Source organism: Cronobacter sp. HA18006 (genome assembly GCF_011605445.1).
GTDB lineage: Bacteria > Pseudomonadota > Gammaproteobacteria > Enterobacterales > Enterobacteriaceae > Cronobacter > Cronobacter sakazakii.
On the sequence record NZ_JAANQB010000021.1, the window covers coordinates 502,412 to 521,313 of the forward strand.

At 55.6% G+C, this 18,902-nt stretch carries 17 protein-coding genes; 15 read left to right on the forward strand and 2 right to left on the reverse strand.

The window, feature by feature from the left end:
• Positions 1 to 36 precede the first annotated feature (36 nt).
• Complete coding sequence (gene glnD, locus G9X48_RS14465) at positions 37 to 2,712, reverse strand: bifunctional uridylyltransferase/uridylyl-removing protein GlnD (RefSeq protein WP_041460969.1); 2,676 nt, start codon at positions 2,710 to 2,712, stop codon at positions 37 to 39.
• A 43-nt stretch (positions 2,713 to 2,755) separates the two neighbouring features.
• Positions 2,756 to 3,550, reverse strand: coding sequence for a type I methionyl aminopeptidase (gene map, locus G9X48_RS14470; RefSeq protein WP_007864522.1), 795 nt, complete (start codon positions 3,548 to 3,550; stop codon positions 2,756 to 2,758).
• A 309-nt stretch (positions 3,551 to 3,859) separates the two neighbouring features.
• Here map and rpsB point away from each other — a divergent pair, with 309 nt between their 5' ends.
• The 15 genes from rpsB (at position 3,860) to rnhB (ending at position 18,883) form a co-directional block, all read left to right on the forward strand.
• A complete protein-coding gene (gene rpsB / locus G9X48_RS14475) occupies positions 3,860 to 4,585 on the forward strand; it encodes a 30S ribosomal protein S2 (RefSeq protein WP_004386139.1) in 726 nt (241 codons plus the stop codon).
• A gap of 156 nt (positions 4,586 to 4,741) precedes the next feature.
• Positions 4,742 to 5,593 carry a translation elongation factor Ts gene (tsf, locus tag G9X48_RS14480; protein ID WP_004386138.1) on the forward strand — a complete coding sequence of 284 codons (852 nt, stop codon included), beginning with the start codon at positions 4,742 to 4,744 and terminating at the stop codon, positions 5,591 to 5,593.
• A 146-nt stretch (positions 5,594 to 5,739) separates the two neighbouring features.
• On the forward strand, positions 5,740 to 6,465 hold the full coding sequence (gene pyrH / locus G9X48_RS14485) for a UMP kinase (protein WP_004386137.1): 726 nt from the start codon (positions 5,740 to 5,742) through the stop codon (positions 6,463 to 6,465).
• Positions 6,466 to 6,633: 168 nt separating this feature from the next.
• Positions 6,634 to 7,191 (forward strand): ribosome recycling factor, encoded by a 558-nt coding sequence (frr, locus tag G9X48_RS14490; protein WP_004386136.1) that lies wholly within the window; start codon positions 6,634 to 6,636, stop codon positions 7,189 to 7,191.
• Positions 7,192 to 7,315: 124 nt separating this feature from the next.
• Positions 7,316 to 8,512: a 1-deoxy-D-xylulose-5-phosphate reductoisomerase gene (ispC, locus tag G9X48_RS14495; protein ID WP_032989011.1), complete on the forward strand. Its 1,197-nt coding sequence runs from the start codon at positions 7,316 to 7,318 to the stop codon at positions 8,510 to 8,512.
• A gap of 188 nt (positions 8,513 to 8,700) precedes the next feature.
• Positions 8,701 to 9,459: a (2E,6E)-farnesyl-diphosphate-specific ditrans,polycis-undecaprenyl-diphosphate synthase gene (gene ispU / locus G9X48_RS14500; RefSeq protein ID WP_004386134.1), complete on the forward strand. Its 759-nt coding sequence runs from the start codon at positions 8,701 to 8,703 to the stop codon at positions 9,457 to 9,459.
• A gap of 12 nt (positions 9,460 to 9,471) precedes the next feature.
• Positions 9,472 to 10,329, forward strand: a complete 858-nt coding sequence (gene cdsA / locus G9X48_RS14505) for a phosphatidate cytidylyltransferase (RefSeq protein ID WP_097641743.1) — start codon at positions 9,472 to 9,474, stop codon at positions 10,327 to 10,329.
• A gap of 11 nt (positions 10,330 to 10,340) precedes the next feature.
• Entirely contained in the window at positions 10,341 to 11,693 is a 1,353-nt protein-coding gene (gene rseP, locus G9X48_RS14510; protein WP_097641742.1) for a sigma E protease regulator RseP, read from the forward strand.
• 30 nt (positions 11,694 to 11,723) lie between these two features.
• Positions 11,724 to 14,138 carry an outer membrane protein assembly factor BamA gene (gene bamA, locus G9X48_RS14515; protein ID WP_004386130.1) on the forward strand — a complete coding sequence of 805 codons (2,415 nt, stop codon included), beginning with the start codon at positions 11,724 to 11,726 and terminating at the stop codon, positions 14,136 to 14,138.
• Between the two features lie 122 nt (positions 14,139 to 14,260).
• Positions 14,261 to 14,755 carry a molecular chaperone Skp gene (skp, locus tag G9X48_RS14520; protein ID WP_004386129.1) on the forward strand — a complete coding sequence of 165 codons (495 nt, stop codon included), beginning with the start codon at positions 14,261 to 14,263 and terminating at the stop codon, positions 14,753 to 14,755.
• Between the two features lie 3 nt (positions 14,756 to 14,758).
• Positions 14,759 to 15,784, forward strand: a complete 1,026-nt coding sequence (lpxD, locus tag G9X48_RS14525) for a UDP-3-O-(3-hydroxymyristoyl)glucosamine N-acyltransferase (protein ID WP_012125710.1) — start codon at positions 14,759 to 14,761, stop codon at positions 15,782 to 15,784.
• Between the two features lie 116 nt (positions 15,785 to 15,900).
• On the forward strand, positions 15,901 to 16,356 hold the full coding sequence (gene fabZ / locus G9X48_RS14530; RefSeq protein WP_004386127.1) for a 3-hydroxyacyl-ACP dehydratase FabZ: 456 nt from the start codon (positions 15,901 to 15,903) through the stop codon (positions 16,354 to 16,356).
• A gap of 3 nt (positions 16,357 to 16,359) precedes the next feature.
• Positions 16,360 to 17,148, forward strand: coding sequence for an acyl-ACP--UDP-N-acetylglucosamine O-acyltransferase (gene lpxA, locus G9X48_RS14535; protein ID WP_029039294.1), 789 nt, complete (start codon positions 16,360 to 16,362; stop codon positions 17,146 to 17,148).
• Positions 17,148 to 18,290: a lipid-A-disaccharide synthase gene (gene lpxB, locus G9X48_RS14540; RefSeq protein ID WP_004386125.1), complete on the forward strand. Its 1,143-nt coding sequence runs from the start codon at positions 17,148 to 17,150 to the stop codon at positions 18,288 to 18,290. The genes lpxA and lpxB overlap by 1 nt, the downstream gene beginning before the upstream one ends.
• A complete protein-coding gene (rnhB, locus tag G9X48_RS14545) occupies positions 18,287 to 18,883 on the forward strand; it encodes a ribonuclease HII (protein ID WP_007896690.1) in 597 nt (198 codons plus the stop codon). The genes lpxB and rnhB overlap by 4 nt, the downstream gene beginning before the upstream one ends.
• The last annotated feature ends 19 nt before the right edge of the window (positions 18,884 to 18,902 follow it).

Genomic DNA, 18,902 nt, shown 5'->3' on the forward strand with positions numbered 1-18,902 from the left:
CTTCTTTCCTGATAACTTTTGGGTATTAAAAATTCACTACACTTTATCGTTTGGATTGAGGGCCTCTGTCAACCGTTGTCTCACCTCTTGCTGGAGCAGATTATTAAGCCCACGCCGGTCCGCTGTCGCGATTATAAATAAATCTTCTACTCGCTCCCCGATTGTACTGATCCGGGCCCCGTGCAGCGAAATGCCGAGGTCGGCGAAGACCTGCCCGACGCGCGCCAGAAGGCCGGGCTGATCGAGCGCGATAAGCTCCAGAAACGATTTTCTGTCGGTATGCGTTGGCAGGAAATTAACCTCGGTTTCCACCGTAAAGTGCCGCAGTTTGGCCGGCTGACGGCGCGGCTGCGGCGGCTGCCAGGTGCGCTGGGTGATCGCCTGCTCAAGACCGTGGCGAATCGCCTCGTGGCGGTCGGGGGAGAGCGGGCTGCCGTCCGGCTCCAGTACAATAAAGGTATCCATCGCCATGTCGTCGCGGGTCGTGAAGATCTGCGCGTCGTGTACGCTCAGGTTGCGCCGGTCAAGCTCGGCGCAGACAGCGGCGAAGAGGTAAGGGCGGTCCGGGCTCCAGATAAATATCTCGGTGCCGCCGCGCGTCGCCTGCGGGCTTAACAGGATAAGCGGCTTGCTGAGATCGTGATGGAGCAGATGCCGCGCGTGCCAGGCGAGCTGATTGGGGCTGTGTCGCACAAAGTAGTTGGCGCGACAGCGTCCCCAGATGTGATGCAACGCCTCTTCGTCGATGTTTTCCATACGCAGCAGCGCCAGCGCCTGAAGCTGGTGATGACGCACCCGCTCGCGCATGTCGGGCGTGCTTTGCATGCCGCGACGCAGCTGTTTTTCGGTCGCGAAGTAGAGTTCGCGCAGCAGGCTCTGCTTCCAGCTGTTCCAGAGCGTTTCGTTGGTGGCGCAGATATCCGCCACCGTCAGGCAGACCAGAAAACGCAGCCGGTTTTCGGTCTGCACTTCTTCGGCAAACTGCTTAATGACTTCCGGGTCCTGAATATCGCGGCGCTGCGCCGTGACCGACATCAGCAGATGGTGGCGCACCAGCCAGGCGACCAGCTGCGTTTCACGCGAGTTGAGGCCGTGCAGCTCGGCAAATTTCAGGATGTCCTGCGCGCCCAGCACCGAGTGATCGCCGCCACGGCCTTTGGCAATATCATGGAACAGCGCGGCGATGAGGATCAGTTCCGGGTGCGACAGGCGCGGCCAGAGATCCACGCAGAGCGGGTGTTTCGCGCGCGTCTCTTCTTTAGCGAAGCTTTCCAACTTCAGCAGCACGCGGATGGTGTGTTCATCCACCGTATAGGCGTGGAAAAGGTCGAACTGCATCTGACCGACGATATGCGACCACTGCGGCATATAAGCCCATAACACGCTGTGGCGATGCATCGGCAGCAGGCCGCGGCTTACCGCGCCCGGATGGCGCAGCATCGCCAGAAACAGCGAGCGGGCTTCCGGGATGTAACACAGCGGCTGTTTGAGGTGGCGGCGCGCGTGGCGCAGATGGCGCAGGGTGGTGGAGTAGATCCCGGTGATGTCGCGGTTACGCACCATCATATAAAACATGCGCAGAATAGCCTGCGGCTCGCGAATAAATAGCGTCTCGTCGCGCAGATCGATAAGCGTGCCGCGCAGCTGGAAATCGTCATCCAGCACGCGCGGCTTTTCATCGGTGGTGAGCGCGAGAATCGCTTCGTCGAACAGTTGCAGCAGCATCTGGTTGAGCTCGCCGACGCGGCGCGTGACGCGGTAAAAATCCTTCATCATATGCTCAACCGGCTCGTTGCCTTCGCCTTCATAACGCAGGCGCTGAGCTACGCTCAACTGGCGGTCAAACAGCAGGCGGTTGTCGTAGCGGTTGAGTTCCAGATGCAGCGCAAAACGAATGCGCCACAGCAGATGCTGGCACTCGTCAAGCTCGTTGCGCTCGGCTTCCGTCAGAAAGCCGAAGCCGACCATTTCACGCAGCGATGTGGCGCCAAAGTGGCGGCGCGCCACCCATTGCAGCGTGTGGATATCGCGCAGGCCGCCAGGGCTGCTTTTGATGTCCGGCTCCAGGTTGTAGCTGGTGCCGTGATAGCGCTGGTGGCGCTCATTTTGCTCTTCCACTTTGGCGGCGAAAAATTTCTCCGAAGGCCAGAAGCCGTCGCTGAAGATGTGCTTTTGCAGCTCAAGGAAAAGCGCCACGTCGCCAATCAGCAGGCGTGATTCGATAAGGTTTGTGGCAACGGTGAGATCCGAAAGCCCTTCCAGCAGACACTCTTCCAGCGTGCGAACACTGTGGCCCACTTCCAGCTTCACGTCCCACAGGAGCGTCAGCAGCTCGCCCACTTTTTGCGCCTGCGCTTCGCTTAAGCGCTTGCGGCTCAGGATCAGCAGATCGATATCGGATAGCGGGTGCAGCTCGCCGCGCCCGTAACCGCCGACCGCGACCAGCGCGGTGTCCGGAGTGTCGCCAAAGCCCGCGGCAATCCACAGCCGTTGCAGGAGCTGGTCAATAAATTCAGTGCGGGCTTCAATGAGTTGTTCGGCGGTGTAGCCGTCGTCAAACGCCGCGCCCAGCCACTGCTGAAAAGCGTCGAGATGCTGTTTGATTTGCGCGCAGTTAAGCGCGTCGGCAGGCCAGGTGGCGGGGTAATCAGGCTGTCCGGGAAGAGGAGCAAGCGTGGTATTCACAGACTGCTCGGGTAATGTGTTACTCATCATGCGCCACCCATAAAAAAAGCCGGCGTTTGCCGGCTTCTTATTAGTCGTTATGCGAAATGATGTTGGGTATGGTGTCGTCTTTACGCAACGTCAGAATTTCGCAGCCGTTATCCGTCACCACAATAGTATGCTCGTACTGTGCAGACAAGCTGCGATCCTTGGTTTTCACCGTCCAGCCATCCTTCATGGTGCGGATGCGGTAGTCGCCGGCGTTCACCATCGGCTCGACCGTAAAGGTCATGCCCGGTTGCAGCACCACGCCGCCGTCGTCGGCATCGTAATGCAGCACCTGCGGCTCTTCATGGAAGCCGCGGCCAATGCCGTGTCCGCAATACTCGCGCACCACAGAAAAGCCTTCCGCTTCGACGAATTTCTGAATGGCGGCACCGAGCGTGCGCAGGCGAATGCCGGGTTTCACCATACGCAGCGCCAGATAGAGGCTTTCCTGCGTAATGCGGCACAGGCGCTCGCCCAGAATGGTCGGTTTGCCGACGATAAACATTTTGGACGTGTCGCCGTGGTAGTCATCTTTAATGACGGTCACGTCGATGTTAACGATGTCGCCATCTTTCAGCAGCTTGCCGTCATCAGGGATCCCGTGGCACACCACTTCGTTAATGGAGATGCACACGGATTTCGGGAAACCGTGGTAGTTCAGGCACGCGGAGATCGCATGCTGGTGATTGGTAATGTAATCGTGGCAGATACGATCCAGCTCGCCCGTGCTGACGCCCGGCTTCACATGTTCTTCGATCATTTCAAGCACTTCAGCGGCAAGCCTGCCCGCGACGCGCATTTTTTCGATTTCTTCAGGGGTTTTGATTGAAATAGCCATAATCTGGTCCGCTGGTGCCGGAAAAGTCGGCAATACTGATAAATGTAAAACAATGGTATCAGGGCATCAGGAAGGTGCCAAATTGAGAATCATTAAGGGCACGTCCTGTGAACAACTATTGGAGTCCCGGCCGAATTTGTGATATAAAGCGCGCCGGACTTCTGTACCAGAATCCTGGCACAGAGGCGACTACTCTCACTTTGTGTAATAACACACACGTATCGGCACATATTCCGGGGTGCCCTTCGGGGTCGGTAATATGGGATACGTGGAGGCATAACCCCAACTTTTAAACAGAGGTTTTAAATCATGGCAACTGTTTCCATGCGCGACATGCTCAAGGCTGGTGTTCACTTCGGTCACCAGACCCGTTACTGGAACCCGAAAATGAAGCCGTTCATCTTCGGTGCGCGTAACAAAGTTCACATCATCAACCTTGAGAAAACCGTACCGATGTTCAACGAAGCCCTGGCTGAGCTGAGCAAAATCTCTTCCCGTAAAGGTAAGATTCTGTTCGTCGGTACCAAACGCGCTGCAAGCGAAGCGGTGAAAGAAGCTGCTAACAGCTGCGACCAGTTCTTCGTGAACCATCGCTGGCTGGGCGGTATGCTGACTAACTGGAAAACCGTTCGTCAGTCCATCAAGCGCCTGAAAGATCTGGAAACTCAGTCTCAGGACGGCACCTTCGATAAGCTGACCAAAAAAGAAGCGCTGATGCGCACCCGTGAGCTGGAAAAGCTGGAAAACAGCCTCGGCGGTATCAAAGACATGGGCGGCCTGCCGGACGCACTGTTCGTTATCGACGCTGACCACGAGCACATCGCTATCAAAGAAGCAAACAACCTGGGTATCCCGGTATTTGCTATCGTTGATACCAACTCCGATCCGGACGGTGTTGACTTCGTTATCCCGGGTAACGATGACGCCATCCGTGCCGTCAGCCTGTACCTGAATGCTGTTGCTGCAACCGTTCGTGAAGGCCGTTCTCAGGATCTGGCTGCTCAGGCGGAAGAAAGCTTCGTAGAAGCTGAATAATAAGGCATGCTCGTTTAGAGCCCTTATTAACCAGGTAGTAACAAGTTTGGTTAGGGGGCCTGTCTCAGGCTCCCTTTTTTGTTTGAGTCGGGTGTGTCGGTAGTATCCGACAGGCCTGGACTTATCTCCCCGCACGAGATAACCGAGGATTATAGAATGGCTGAAATTACCGCTTCCCTGGTAAAAGAGCTGCGCGAACGTACTGGCGCAGGCATGATGGAATGTAAAAAAGCTCTGGTTGAAGCTAATGGCGACATCGAGCTGGCTATCGAAAACATGCGTAAATCTGGCGCGATCAAAGCGGCGAAAAAAGCAGGCAACGTAGCTGCTGACGGCGTGATCAAAACCAAGATCGAAGGCAACTACGGCGTGATCCTGGAAGTTAACTGCCAGACCGACTTCGTTGCTAAAGACGGCGGTTTCCAGGCGTTCGCTGACAAAGTGCTGGACGCGGCTTTTGCGGGCAAAATCACCGACGTTGAAGCACTGAAAGCGCAGTTCGAAGAAGAGCGCGTTGCACTGGTTGCTAAAATCGGCGAGAACATCAACATCCGTCGTATCGCATCCCTGGAAGGCGACGTTCTGGCGAGCTACCTGCACGGCGCGCGTATCGGCGTTCTGGTTGCGGCTAAAAACGCTGACGAAGAGCTGGTTAAACAGCTGGCGATGCACGTTGCTGCAAGCAAGCCGGAATTCGTTAAGCCGGAAGACGTGTCTGCTGACGTGGTAGAAAAAGAGTACCAGGTACAGCTGGACATCGCCATGCAGTCTGGCAAGCCGAAAGAAATCGCAGAGAAAATGGTTGAAGGCCGCATGAAGAAATTCACCGGCGAAGTTTCTCTGACCGGTCAGCCGTTCGTTATGGACCCGAGCAAAACTGTTGCTCAGCTGCTGAAAGAGCACAACGCTGACGTCACTAACTTCATCCGCTTTGAAGTGGGCGAAGGCATCCAGAAAGTTGAGACTGACTTTGCAGCAGAAGTTGCTGCCATGTCCCGCCAGTCTTAATGGTGTAAAAGAGCCGCCTGAGGGCGGCTCCTTTTTATCCGTCATTCATAAATTTCGGCCTGCTCTTATATAGCCGGAGCCGGAATGCGACGCATCATGTCGCCTGAATTAACCATCCCATTCGTTGACAGTTCCAGGAAAGAAACATGGCTACCAATGCAAAACCCGTCTATAAACGCATTCTGCTCAAGCTGAGTGGCGAAGCGCTGCAAGGAGCAGAAGGCTTCGGTATTGATGCGAGCATTCTGGATCGCATGGCGCAGGAAATTAAAGAGCTGGTGGAGCTGGGCATCCAGGTCGGGGTGGTGATCGGCGGCGGCAACTTATTCCGCGGCGCTGGCCTTGCCAAAGCCGGTATGAACCGTGTCGTGGGCGACCACATGGGTATGCTCGCGACCGTAATGAACGGCCTTGCGATGCGCGACGCGCTGCATCGCGCCTATGTTAACGCTCGCCTGATGTCTGCCTTCCCGTTAAACGGCGTGTGCGACAACTACAGCTGGGCTGAAGCTATCAGCCTGCTGCGTAACAACCGCGTGGTTATTTTCTCCGCCGGTACCGGCAACCCGTTCTTTACCACCGATTCCGCCGCCTGCCTGCGCGGCATCGAAATCGAAGCGGAAGTGGTGCTGAAGGCGACGAAAGTAGACGGCGTCTACTCCGCAGACCCGATGAAAGATCCGACCGCGACGCTCTACGATCAGCTTTCCTATCAGGAAGTGCTCGAAAAAGAGCTGAAAGTGATGGATCTGGCGGCCTTTACGCTCGCACGCGACCACAAATTGCCGATTCGTGTTTTCAACATGAATAAGCCGGGCGCGCTGCGCCGCGTGGTAATGGGCGAAAAAGAAGGCACTTTGATTACGGAATAATTTTCGTTTGAAGGGAATCAGGGTAAGATTCCGCTTTAAAATCAGTTTCCGTGACCAGGCGACCCGTCGGGTGCCGCAAGATAAAGAAGGCTATACTTAGCACGCAGCCGCAAGGCATCGTGGCGCGGGTGTGGTCTGCCTGATAACCAGTTTTCAAGGATTCGTAACGTGATTAGCGATATCAGAAAAGATGCTGAAGTACGCATGGACAAGTGCGTTGAAGCATTCAAAACCCAAATCAGCAAAGTGCGTACCGGCCGCGCTTCCCCGAGCCTGCTGGACGGGATCGTGGTGGAATACTACGGCACGCCGACGCCGCTGCGTCAGCTGGCTAACGTCACCGTAGAAGACTCCCGTACGCTGAAAATCAACGTGTTCGATCGCTCCATGGGCCCGGCCGTTGAGAAAGCGATTATGGCATCTGACCTCGGTCTGAACCCAAGCTCCGCGGGCAGCGATATCCGCGTTCCGCTGCCGCCGCTGACTGAGGAGCGTCGTAAAGACCTCATCAAAGTGGTGCGTGGCGAAGCTGAGCAGGCGCGCGTCGCTATCCGTAACGTCCGTCGCGACGCGAACGATAAAGTCAAAGCGCTGCTGAAAGATAAAGAGATTGGCGAAGATGAAGATCGCCGCTCTCAGGACGACGTTCAGAAACTGACTGACGCCGCCATCAAGAAAGTGGACGCGGCGCTGGCTGATAAAGAAGCCGAGCTGATGCAGTTCTAAGCCCTTTCTGATGATACTGTAAACGCCGTACAGGAGAGCCGCATCGCGGTTTTCGCTGGCGGCGTTTTGCATTGGATCGCGCGCCTGCGCGATGCGTTTATTCTTATTTCACGTTGAGCGCCTCATGAAGCATTTAACCATTCTCGGCTCAACCGGCTCTATCGGTTGCAGCACCCTTGATGTTATTCGCCATAATCCGGAAGAATTTTCGGTGACCGCCCTGGTGGCGGGAAAGAATGTCGCCAGAATGGTTGAGCAATGCCTGGAGTTTCGCCCCCGTTTCGCGGTAATGGATGATGAGGCGAGCGCCCGTGAATTGCGCGAAACGCTGCGCCAGCACGGCAGCCGCACTGAAGTGTTGGCCGGGCGCGACGCCGCCTGCGAGATGGCGGCGCTCGACGATGTGACCCAGGTGATGGCGGCCATTGTCGGTGCCGCCGGGCTTCTGCCGACGCTTGCGGCTATCGCCGCCGGTAAGCAAGTGTTACTGGCGAATAAAGAATCGCTGGTGACCTGCGGGCGACTTTTTATGGACGCGGTCGCGCAGAGCGGGGCGCAACTGCTGCCGGTGGACAGCGAGCATAACGCGATTTTTCAGAGTTTACCGGCAACAATTCAACACAACCTGGGGTACGCTAAACTTGAGGAAAGCGGAGTTTCTTCGATTATCCTCACCGGATCTGGTGGACCGTTTCGACAGACGCCTTTGCCTGAACTGGCCGCAATGACGCCAGACCAGGCGTGCCGTCATCCTAACTGGTCGATGGGGCGTAAAATATCCGTCGATTCGGCTACCATGATGAATAAAGGTCTCGAATACATTGAAGCTCGCTGGCTTTTTAATGCCCGGGCAGACCAGATGGAAGTATTGATTCATCCACAGTCGGTGATTCATTCCATGGTACGTTATGCTGACGGCAGCGTGCTGGCACAACTGGGCGAACCCGATATGCGCACCCCCATCGCGCATACGATGGCCTGGCCGGCGCGCGTTCCTTCCGGCGTACAGCACCTGGATTTTTGCAAGATAGCGACGTTGAGCTTCGGTGAACCGGATTATCAGCGTTATCCGTGTCTGAAGCTTGCCATTGATGCCTTCGAAAAAGGGCAGGCGGCGACGACAGCGCTTAACGCGGCGAATGAAATTACGGTCGCCGCTTTTCTTGCCGGAGAGATTCGTTTTACGGATATCGCAGCGCTTAATCAGGCGGTGCTGGATGAAATGGATCTTCGCGAACCGCAAAGTGTGGATGAAGTGCTCACCGTCGACGCCGAAGCGCGTGTTGTTGCGCAGAAACGGGTGACGCGTCTCGCAAGCTGATGATTAATCATACGGTGAAGGCGAGGTTATTTGTGAGCGCTCTGCTTCGGTGATATAGTCTGCGCCACCTGAATACGGGTGGGTGAGCCTGGCCTGTCGGGCGAGCCGTGGTTGTCACGGCTTTTTTATGCAAAGGCTTCAGTATTCCTGAGTACCGCTTAATCCTTATCAGGGAATAAATACGCGTTATGTTGTCTGTAAACCTTCCATTAAGCGAAAACTTGCCCGCACATGGCGCGCGCCATGTTGCCATTATTATGGATGGCAACGGCCGCTGGGCGAAAAGACAAGGGAAAATCAGAGCCTTTGGTCATAAAGCGGGGGCGAAGTCGGTTCGCCGCGCGGTTTCTTTCGCTGCAAACAATGGTATTGAGGCACTGACGCTTTACGCATTCAGCAGCGAAAACTGGAACCGTCCTGCCCAGGAAGTCAGCGCGCTGATGGAGTTATTTGTCTGGGCGCTCGACAGCGAAGTTAAAAGCCTGCATCGCCATAATGTGCGTCTGCGGGTTATCGGCGATATTAGCCGTTTCAATACTCGTTTGCAGGATCGTATCCACAAAGCCGAAGCGTTAACCAGCCAGAATACTGGCCTGACGCTGAATATCGCCGCGAATTATGGCGGACGTTGGGATATTATTCAGGGAGTGCAGCAGTTAGCGGCGCAGGTCCAGGAAGGATTATTACGTCCTGACCAGATTGATGAAGAGATGCTCAGTAAGCAAATCTGCATGCATGAGCTGGCTCCCGTAGATTTAGTGATTAGGACAGGGGGAGAGCATCGAATCAGTAATTTCCTGCTGTGGCAAATTGCCTATGCAGAGCTCTATTTTACCGATGTTCTCTGGCCTGATTTTGATGAACAAGACTTTGAAGGTGCGCTAAATGCCTTTGCCAACCGGGAAAGACGGTTCGGCGGCACGGCACCTGGCGGCATCGATGCCTGATGGGGGTAGCTTTTGCTGAAGTATCGCCTGATTTCTGCGTTTGTTTTAATACCGGTTGTTATCGCCGCGCTGTTTTTGTTGCCGCCGATGGGGTTCGCGATGGCGACGCTGGTCGTCTGCGTGCTGGCCGCCTGGGAATGGGGGCAACTGAGCGGTTTTACTTCCCGATCTCAGCGGGTATGGCTGGCGCTGCTTTGCGGGCTGCTTCTGGCGCTGATGCTCTTTTTTCTGCCGATTTACCAGGCGCCAATTAGCGCTCCGCTGGTCGAAGGCGCGCTCTGGGCGTCGCTGGGCTGGTGGGTGGTCGCGCTGTTGCTGGTGTTGTTCTACCCGAAATCCGCGGCATTCTGGCGGCATTCAAAAGCGCTGCGTCTGGTGTTTGGCTTGCTGACGATTGTCCCGTTTTTCTGGGGCATGGTGGCGCTGCGCGCCTGGCATTACGACGCGAATCACTACAGCGGCGCGCTCTGGCTGCTGTATGTCATGTTCCTCGTCTGGGGAGCGGATTCCGGCGCGTATATGTTCGGTAAAATGTTCGGCAAGCATAAACTTGCGCCGAAAGTCTCTCCGGGGAAAACCTGGCAGGGCTTTATCGGTGGCCTCGTAACCGCTGCGATCATCTCCTGGATTTACGGCGCGTGGGCGGATCTGAACGTTGCGCCGGTTACGCTGTTGACCTGTTCTATTGTCGCTGCGCTGGCCTCTGTACTGGGTGACCTGACCGAGAGCATGTTTAAGCGCGAGGCGGGCATTAAAGACAGCGGACATCTGATCCCAGGCCACGGCGGCATTCTCGATCGTATCGACAGCCTGACGGCAGCGGTGCCGGTTTTCGCCTGTCTGCTGCTGTTGGTCTTCAGGACGATTTAACGGAATAAATTATGTTGAGCATACTCTGGAATCTGGCGGCTTTTATTATCGCACTGGGCGTTCTTATCACGGTGCATGAGTTCGGCCATTTCTGGGTTGCCCGTAAAGTCGGCGTGCGTGTAGAGCGCTTCTCCGTCGGCTTTGGTAAGGCGTTGTGGCGGCGCACTGACCGCCACGGCACCGAATATGTCATTGCCCTGATCCCGCTCGGCGGCTATGTCAAAATGCTTGACGAGCGCGTGGAGCCGGTTGCGCCGGAACGACGCCACGAAGCCTTCAACAATAAAACCGTGTCGCAGCGTGCGGCAATTATCGCCGCCGGACCCATCGCCAATTTTCTCTTCGCTATTTTCGCCTACTGGCTCGTTTTCATGATGGGTGTGCCGGGCCTTAAACCGGTGATTGGTGAAATAACGCCCAATTCCATCGCGGCGAAGGCACAAATCGAACCTGGCACGGAACTAAAAGCCGTAGATGGCATCGAAACGCCAGACTGGGATGCTGTGCGTCTTGAGCTGGTTGGCCGTATCGGCGACAAGAACGTGACGCTCAGCATTGCCTCGCCAGGCGACACGGCGACCACGGATAAAGTGCTCGATCTGCGTCAGTGGCAGTTCGAACCGGATAAAGAAGATCCGGTCGCGTCGCTTGGTATCAGGCCGTTTGGTCCGAAGATTGAACCGGTGCTTGCACAGGTTCAGCCGAAGTCGGCCGCCAGTAAAGCGGGTTTGCAAGCCGGAGACAGGATCGTTAAAGTCGATGGTCAGCCGCTCAGTGAGTGGTCGACCTTTGTGACGATGGTGCGCGATAATCCGGCGCGCCCGCTCGCAATCGAAATAGAAAGACAGGGCAGCCCCTTGTCTTTGACGCTGATACCGGATACAAAACCCGGTAATGAAAAGGCGGAAGGGTTTGCAGGCGTAGTGCCGAAAATTGCGCCGCTGCCTGATGAGTACAAAACAGTGCGCCAGTATGGGCCGTTTAACGCGATAGCAGAAGCCTCGGAGAAAACGTGGCAGCTGATGAAGCTGACGGTCAACATGCTGGGAAAATTACTGACCGGCGACGTTAAACTGAACAACCTCAGTGGGCCAATCTCGATAGCCCAGGGAGCAGGGATGTCAGCGGAGTTCGGGTTGATTTACTACCTGATGTTTCTGGCGCTGATCAGCGTGAACTTAGGGATTATCAATCTGTTCCCGCTACCCGTACTCGACGGGGGACATCTGCTGTTTCTGGCGATTGAGAAGCTTAAAGGCGGGCCGGTTTCCGAGCGAGTTCAAGACTTTAGTTATCGCATTGGCTCAATGTTGCTGGTGCTGTTAATGGGGCTTGCACTTTTCAATGATTTCTCTCGGCTATAGAGAGCAGGTTAGGAAGAACGCATAACAACGATGGCGATGAAAAAGTTGCTCATAGCGTCGCTGCTGTTTAGCAGCGCCACCGTATACGGTGCAGACGGGTTCGTAGTGAAGGACATTCATTTCGAAGGCCTGCAGCGAGTCGCCGTTGGTGCGGCCCTCCTCAGCATGCCGGTTCGCGTTGGCGACACGGTAAATGACGAGGATATCAGTAATACTATCCGTGCGTTGTTTGCCTCCGGCAACTTCGAGGATGTTCGGGTGCTGCGCGACGGCGATACGCTGCTCGTTCAGGTGAAAGAGCGCCCGACGATCGCCAGCATTACTTTTTCCGGCAACAAGTCGGTGAAAGATGACATGCTCAAGCAGAACCTCGAGGCCTCCGGCGTGCGCGTGGGTGAATCCCTTGACCGCACCACGCTTTCCGATATCGAAAAAGGTCTGGAAGACTTTTACTACAGCGTCGGTAAATACAGCGCCAGCGTAAAAGCCGTGGTCACGCCGCTGCCGCGTAACCGCGTTGACCTGAAGCTTGTCTTCCAGGAAGGCGTCTCCGCCAAAATCCAGCAGATCAACATTGTCGGCAACCGTGCGTTCAGCACCGAAGAGTTGATTTCCAACTTCCAGCTGCGTGATGAAGTGCCGTGGTGGAACGTGGTGGGCGATCGCAAATACCAGAAGCAAAAACTTCAGGGCGATCTCGAAACGCTGCGTAGCTACTACCTCGATCGCGGTTACGCGCGCTTCAATATCGACTCCACGCAGGTCAGCCTGACGCCGGATAAAAAAGGCATTTATGTCACCATCAACGTGACCGAAGGCGATCAGTACAAGATTGCCGGCGTTGAAGTGAGCGGCAACCTGGCCGGCCACTCCGCTGAAATTGAGTCGCTGACCAAAATGCAGCCGGGTGAACTTTACAACGGCACGAAAGTGACCCGTATGGAAGACGACATCAAAAAACTGCTTGGCCGTTACGGTTATGCGTATCCGCGCGTACAGACGCAGCCGGAAATCAACGACGCCGATAAGACCGTTAAGCTGCATGTGAATGTCGATTCCGGCAACCGTTTCTATGTACGCAAAATTCGCTTTGAAGGTAACGACACCTCCAAAGATGCCGTACTGCGCCGTGAAATGCGTCAGATGGAAGGCGCGTGGCTTGGCAGCGATCTGGTCGATCAGGGTAAAGAGCGTCTGAACCGTCTCGGCTATTTCGAGACCGTGGATGTGGATACCCAGCGCGTTTCCGGCAGCCCGGATCAGGTTGATGTGGTCTACAAAGTTAAAGAACGCAATACCGGCAGCTTTAACTTCGGCGTGGGCTACGGCACCGAAAGCGGCGTCAGCTTCCAGGTTGGCGTGCAGCAGGATAACTGGCTCGGTACCGGTTATTCCGTTGGCATCAACGGCACCAAAAACGACTACCAGACGTATTCTGAATTCTCCGTCACCAACCCGTACTTTACGGTTGATGGCGTGAGCCTCGGCGGGCGCATCTTCTACAACGACTTTAAAGCGGACGATGCCGATCTCTCCTCCTACACCAACAAAAGCTATGGTGTGGATGGTACGCTGGGCTTCCCGGTTAACGAATACAACACGCTGCGCCTCGGCTTAGGTTACGTGCACAATGACCTGTCGAATATGGAACCGCAGGTGGCGATGTGGCGTTACCTGGATTCCTTAGGCCAGAGTGCGAAAACGACCTCCGATGACAACGGTTTCTCGGCGGACGACTTCACGCTGAACTACGGCTGGACGTACAACCATCTTGACCGTGGCTTCTTCCCGACGTCGGGTTCTCGTGTAAACCTGAACGGTAAAGTGACGATTCCGGGCTCAGATAATGAGTTCTATAAAGTCACGCTCGATACAGCAACCTATGTGCCTATCGATGACGACCATAAGTGGGTGGTTCTGGGTCGTACGCGCTGGGGTTACGGCGATGGTCTGGGCGGCAAAGAGATGCCGTTCTATGAAAACTTCTATGCGGGTGGTTCAAGCACCGTGCGTGGTTTCCAGTCCAATAACATCGGTCCTAAAGCGGTGTATTACAGCGGTCCGGGTCTGGATAACTGTGACAAAGCGGTGGGTGGCTATTGTTCTTCCGATGATGCCGTCGGCGGTAACGCGATGGGCGTCGCAAGCCTTGAGTTTATTACTCCGACGCCGTTCCTGAGCGAGAAGTACGCGAACTCCGTTCGTACCTCGCTGTTTGCCGATGCGGGTTCCGTCTGGGATACCAACTGGAAAAACACCGCAGCAATGCGTGCGGCAGGCGTGCCGGATTATAGCGATCCAAGCAACATCCGTATGTCCGCGGGTATTGCGTTACAATGGATGTCTCCACTTGGGCCGCTGGTGTTCTCTTATGCCCAGCCGTTCAAGAAATACGAGGGAGACAAAGCAGAACAGTTCCAGTTCAATATTGGCAAGACCTGGTAATGTTCATTACAAGGGAATGCGTTTAGCAGTCGCGATGACTTTCGGTGCGTGCGCATAGCACGCATCCGGGCCACGCAAAGAATAGTGCTCTTGGGCACATATGGGATGGTAAGGAGTTTATTGTGAAAAAGTGGTTATTCGCTGCAGGTCTTGGCTTGGCAATGGCAGCATCAGCTCAGGCTGCTGACAAGATCGCTGTAGTTAACATGGGTAATCTGTTCCAGCAGGTTGCACAGAGCACTGGCGTTTCTAAAACGCTGGAAAATGAGTTCAAAGGCCGTGCCGGCGAACTGCAGCGCATGGAAACCGACCTGCAGGCTAAAATGCAGCGTCTGCAGCGTGACGGCTCTACCATGAAGGCGAGCGAGCGCAGCAAACTGGAGAAAGACGTCATGGCGGGTCGCCAGGAGTTCTCCAGCAAAGCGCAGCAGTTCGAACAGGATCGTGCACGTCGTTCTAACGAAGAACGCGGCAAGCTGGTGACTCGTATCCAGAGCGCTGTGAAAAAAGTGGCTGCTGACCAGGATATCGATCTGGTGGTAGACGCCAATACTGTGGCTTACACCAGCAACGATGTAAAAGACATCACCGCCGATGTGCTGAAACAGGTTAAATAAGTAATGCCTTCAATTCGACTGGCTGATTTAGCCCGGCAGTTGGATGCGGAGTTACACGGTGATGGCGATATCGCCATCACCGGCGTCGCTTCCATGCAATCTGCGCAGGAAGGGCAAATCACGTTCATGGTAAACCCGCGTTACCGTGAACAACTGGCGCACTGCCAGGCCTCTGCGGTCGTCATGACCGAGGCCGATCTTCCTTTTGCCAACAGTGCCGCGCTGGTAGTGAAAAATCCCTACCTGACTTACGCGCGCATGGCTCAGATTCTTGATACCACGCCGCAGCCTGCGTCCAGCATCGCGCCGAGCGCGGTGATTGACGCCTCCGCACGGCTTGGCAATAACGTGGCCGTTGGCGCTAACGCTGTGATTGAATCCGGCGTAGAGCTTGGCGACAACGTCGTTATCGGCCCAGGCTGTTTTGTCGGTAAGAACAGCAAGCTTGGCGCCGGTACTCGCCTGTGGGCGAACGTCAGCATTTATCACGATATTCAGATTGGCGAAAACTGCCTGATTCAGTCCAGCACCGTTATCGGCGCGGACGGCTTTGGCTACGCCAACGATCGCGGCAATTGGGTTAAAATTCCGCAGCTTGGGCGCGTCATTATCGGTGACCGCGTTGAGATTGGTGCCTGTACCACGATCGACCGTGGCGCGCTTGATGACACTATTATCGGCAATGGCGTGATCATTGATAATCAGTGCCAGATTGCACATAACGTCGTGATTGGCGACAATACGGCGGTCGCAGGCGGTGTCATCATGGCTGGTAGCCTCAAAATCGGCCGCTATTGCATGATTGGCGGCGCCAGCGTGATTAACGGCCATATGGAAATCTGCGACAAAGTAACGGTAACAGGGATGGGGATGGTTATGCGTCCTATTACTGAACCTGGGGTCTACTCTTCAGGCATACCGCTGCAACCGAACAAAGTGTGGCGCAAAACGGCGGCGCTGGTGATGAATATTGATGAAATGAACAAACGCTTAAAAGCAGTTGAGCGTAAAGTCACTCAGCAAGACTAACTCGCCGGTATATAAAGCCTGCCCGCCAACAGAACCGCGGCCTGCAAGCGATCCAGAATCGCCGCAGGCCGTGTTATTATTGCCCATTCAGTATATTTTTAGACAGGAAGAGTATTTTGACTACTGAAACTCATACTCTGCACATTGAAGAGATTTTAGAGCTTCTGCCGCACCGTTATCCATTCCTGCTGGTGGATCGCGTGCTGGATTTTGAGGAAGGTCGTTTTCTACGCGCAGTAAAAAATGTCTCTGTAAACGAGCCTTTTTTCCAGGGTCACTTTCCTGGTAAACCCATTTTTCCGGGCGTGTTGATTTTAGAAGCCATGGCGCAGGCCACCGGCATTCTGGCATTCAAAAGCGTTGGCAAACTGGAACCGGGTGAACTTTACTATTTTGCAGGCATCGATGAAGCGCGCTTTAAGCGCCCTGTCGTGCCAGGCGACCAGATGGTGATGGAAGTTACCTTTGAAAAAACGCGCCGTGGAGTGACCCGCTTCAAAGGCGTCGCGCTGGTTGACGGTAAAGTGGTGTGTGAAGCCACCATGATGTGTGCACGGAGCCGGGAGGCCTGATACGTGATTGATAAGACCGCCTTTATTCATCCCACCGCCATTGTGGAAGAGGGCGCCATTATCGGCGCTAACGCCCACATTGGTCCGTTTTGTATTGTCGGCCCTGATGTCGAAATCGGTGAAGGTACCGTACTGAAATCGCACGTTGTCGTGAATGGTCATACTACGATAGGTCGCGATAACGAGATTTATCAGTTCGCCTCTATCGGCGAGGTAAACCAGGATCTGAAATATGCTGGCGAACCGACCCGCGTCGAAATTGGCGATCGCAACCGCATCCGCGAAAGCGTCACCATTCATCGCGGCACGGCACAGGGTGGTGGTCTGACGAAGGTGGGCAGCGATAACCTGCTGATGATTAATGCGCACGTCGCGCATGACTGCACAGTAGGCAATCGCTGCATTCTTGCCAATAACGCTACGCTTGCCGGGCATGTTTCCGTGGATGATTTCGCAATCATCGGCGGCATGACGGCCGTGCATCAGTTCTGCATCATCGGGGCGCACGTGATGGTCGGCGGCTGCTCCGGCGTCGCGCAGGACGTGCCGCCTTACGTCATCGCCCAGGGCAACCACGCGACCCCGTTTGGTGTGAACATTGAAGGGCTTAAGCGTCGCGGCTTCAGCAAAGAAGCGCTGCACGCTATCCGTAACGCTTACAAGCTGCTTTATCGCAGCGGTAAGACGCTGGACGAAGTGAAGCCGGAAATCGCAGAGATTGCCGCAAAACATCCTGAAGTGCAGCCGTTCTACGATTTCTTCGCCCGTTCCACGCGTGGTCTGATTCGTTAATGACCCGCCCGCTGACGATTGCCCTGGTCGCCGGAGAAACCTCCGGCGATATTCTTGGTGCCGGTCTCATCCGTGCGCTCAAAGCACGCGTGCCGAACGCGCGTTTTGTCGGCGTCGCGGGCCCGCGTATGCAGGCCGAAGGCTGCGAAGCCTGGTATGAGATGGAAGAGCTGGCCGTGATGGGGATTGTGGAAGTGCTGGGTCGCCTGCGCCGCCTGCTGCATATCCGCGCCGATCTCACAGAGCGCTTCACCGCGCTGAAACCGGATGTGTTTGTCGGTATCGACGCGCCGGATTTCAACATCACGCTGGAAGGCAACCTGAAAAAGCAGGGCATTCGCACGATTCACTACGTCAGCCCTTCAGTCTGGGCCTGGCGTCAGAAACGCGTTTTCAAAATAGGCAGAGCCACCAATCTGGTGCTCGCGTTTCTGCCTTTCGAAAAAGCGTTTTATGACAAATTTAACGTGCCGTGTCGCTTTATCGGCCATACCATGGCGGACGCGATGCCGCTGGACCCGGACAAAAACGCGGCGCGTGATGTGCTCGGTATCGCCCACGACGCCCGTTGTCTGGCCCTGTTGCCGGGCAGTCGCAGCGCGGAAGTCGAGATGCTGAGCGCCGACTTCCTGAAAACCGCGCAGCGTTTACGCGAGCATTACCCGGATCTCGAAATCGTCGTGCCGCTGGTCAATGCGAAGCGGCGCGAACAGTTCGAGCGTATCAAAGCGGAAGTCGCGCCAGAGCTGACCGCGCATCTGCTTGACGGTCACGCGCGCGAAGCGATGATCGCAAGCGACGCGGCGCTGCTTGCCTCTGGCACCGCCGCGCTCGAATGTATGCTGGCGAAATGTCCGATGGTCGTCGGTTATCGCATGAAGCCTTTCACTTTCTGGCTGGCGAAACGGCTGGTGAAAACTGAATTTGTGTCGCTGCCTAATCTGCTGGCGGGGCGCGAGCTGGTGAAAGAGCTGCTCCAGGATGACTGCGAGCCGCAGAAGCTCGCCGACGCGCTGTTGCCGCTGCTCGCTGACGGCAAGCAGAGCCATGAGATGCACGACACTTTCCGTAAACTGCATCAGCAGATCCGCTGCAATGCCGATGAACAGGCGGCGGATGCGGTGCTGGAACTGGCGCAATGATGGAATTTATCTATCCCCATACGCATCTGGTGGCGGGCGTTGATGAAGTGGGCCGCGGCCCGCTGGTCGGCGCTGTAGTCACCGCTGCGGTGATCCTCGATCCGCTCAAGCCCATCGTCGGCCTGGCGGATTCTAAAAAGCTCTCTGAAAAGCGTCGCCTCGCGCTGTTTGATGAAATCAAAGAGAAAGCGATCGCCTGGAGTCTCGGGCGCGCGGAACCGCACGAGATTGACGAGCTCAATATTCTTCACGCCACGATGCTCGCCATGCAGCGCGCCGTGGCGGGGCTTGCCGTTACGCCGGAATATGTGCTGGTAGACGGTAACCGCTGCCCGGCCCTGCCGATGCCGAGCATGGCCGTCGTCAAAGGCGACAGCCGCGTGGCGGAAATCAGCGCCGCGTCGATACTGGCTAAAGTAACGCGCGATGCGGAAATGGCTGAACTGGATCTCACCTTTCCTCAATATGGATTTGCTCAGCACAAGGGCTATCCGACCGCCTTTCACCTTGAGCGGCTTGCCGAGCACGGCGCGACGGCGCATCATCGGCGTAGCTTTGCGCCGGTCAGACGCGCGCTGGGCATTGCCTCTTAACGACGAAACAGAGTTAACC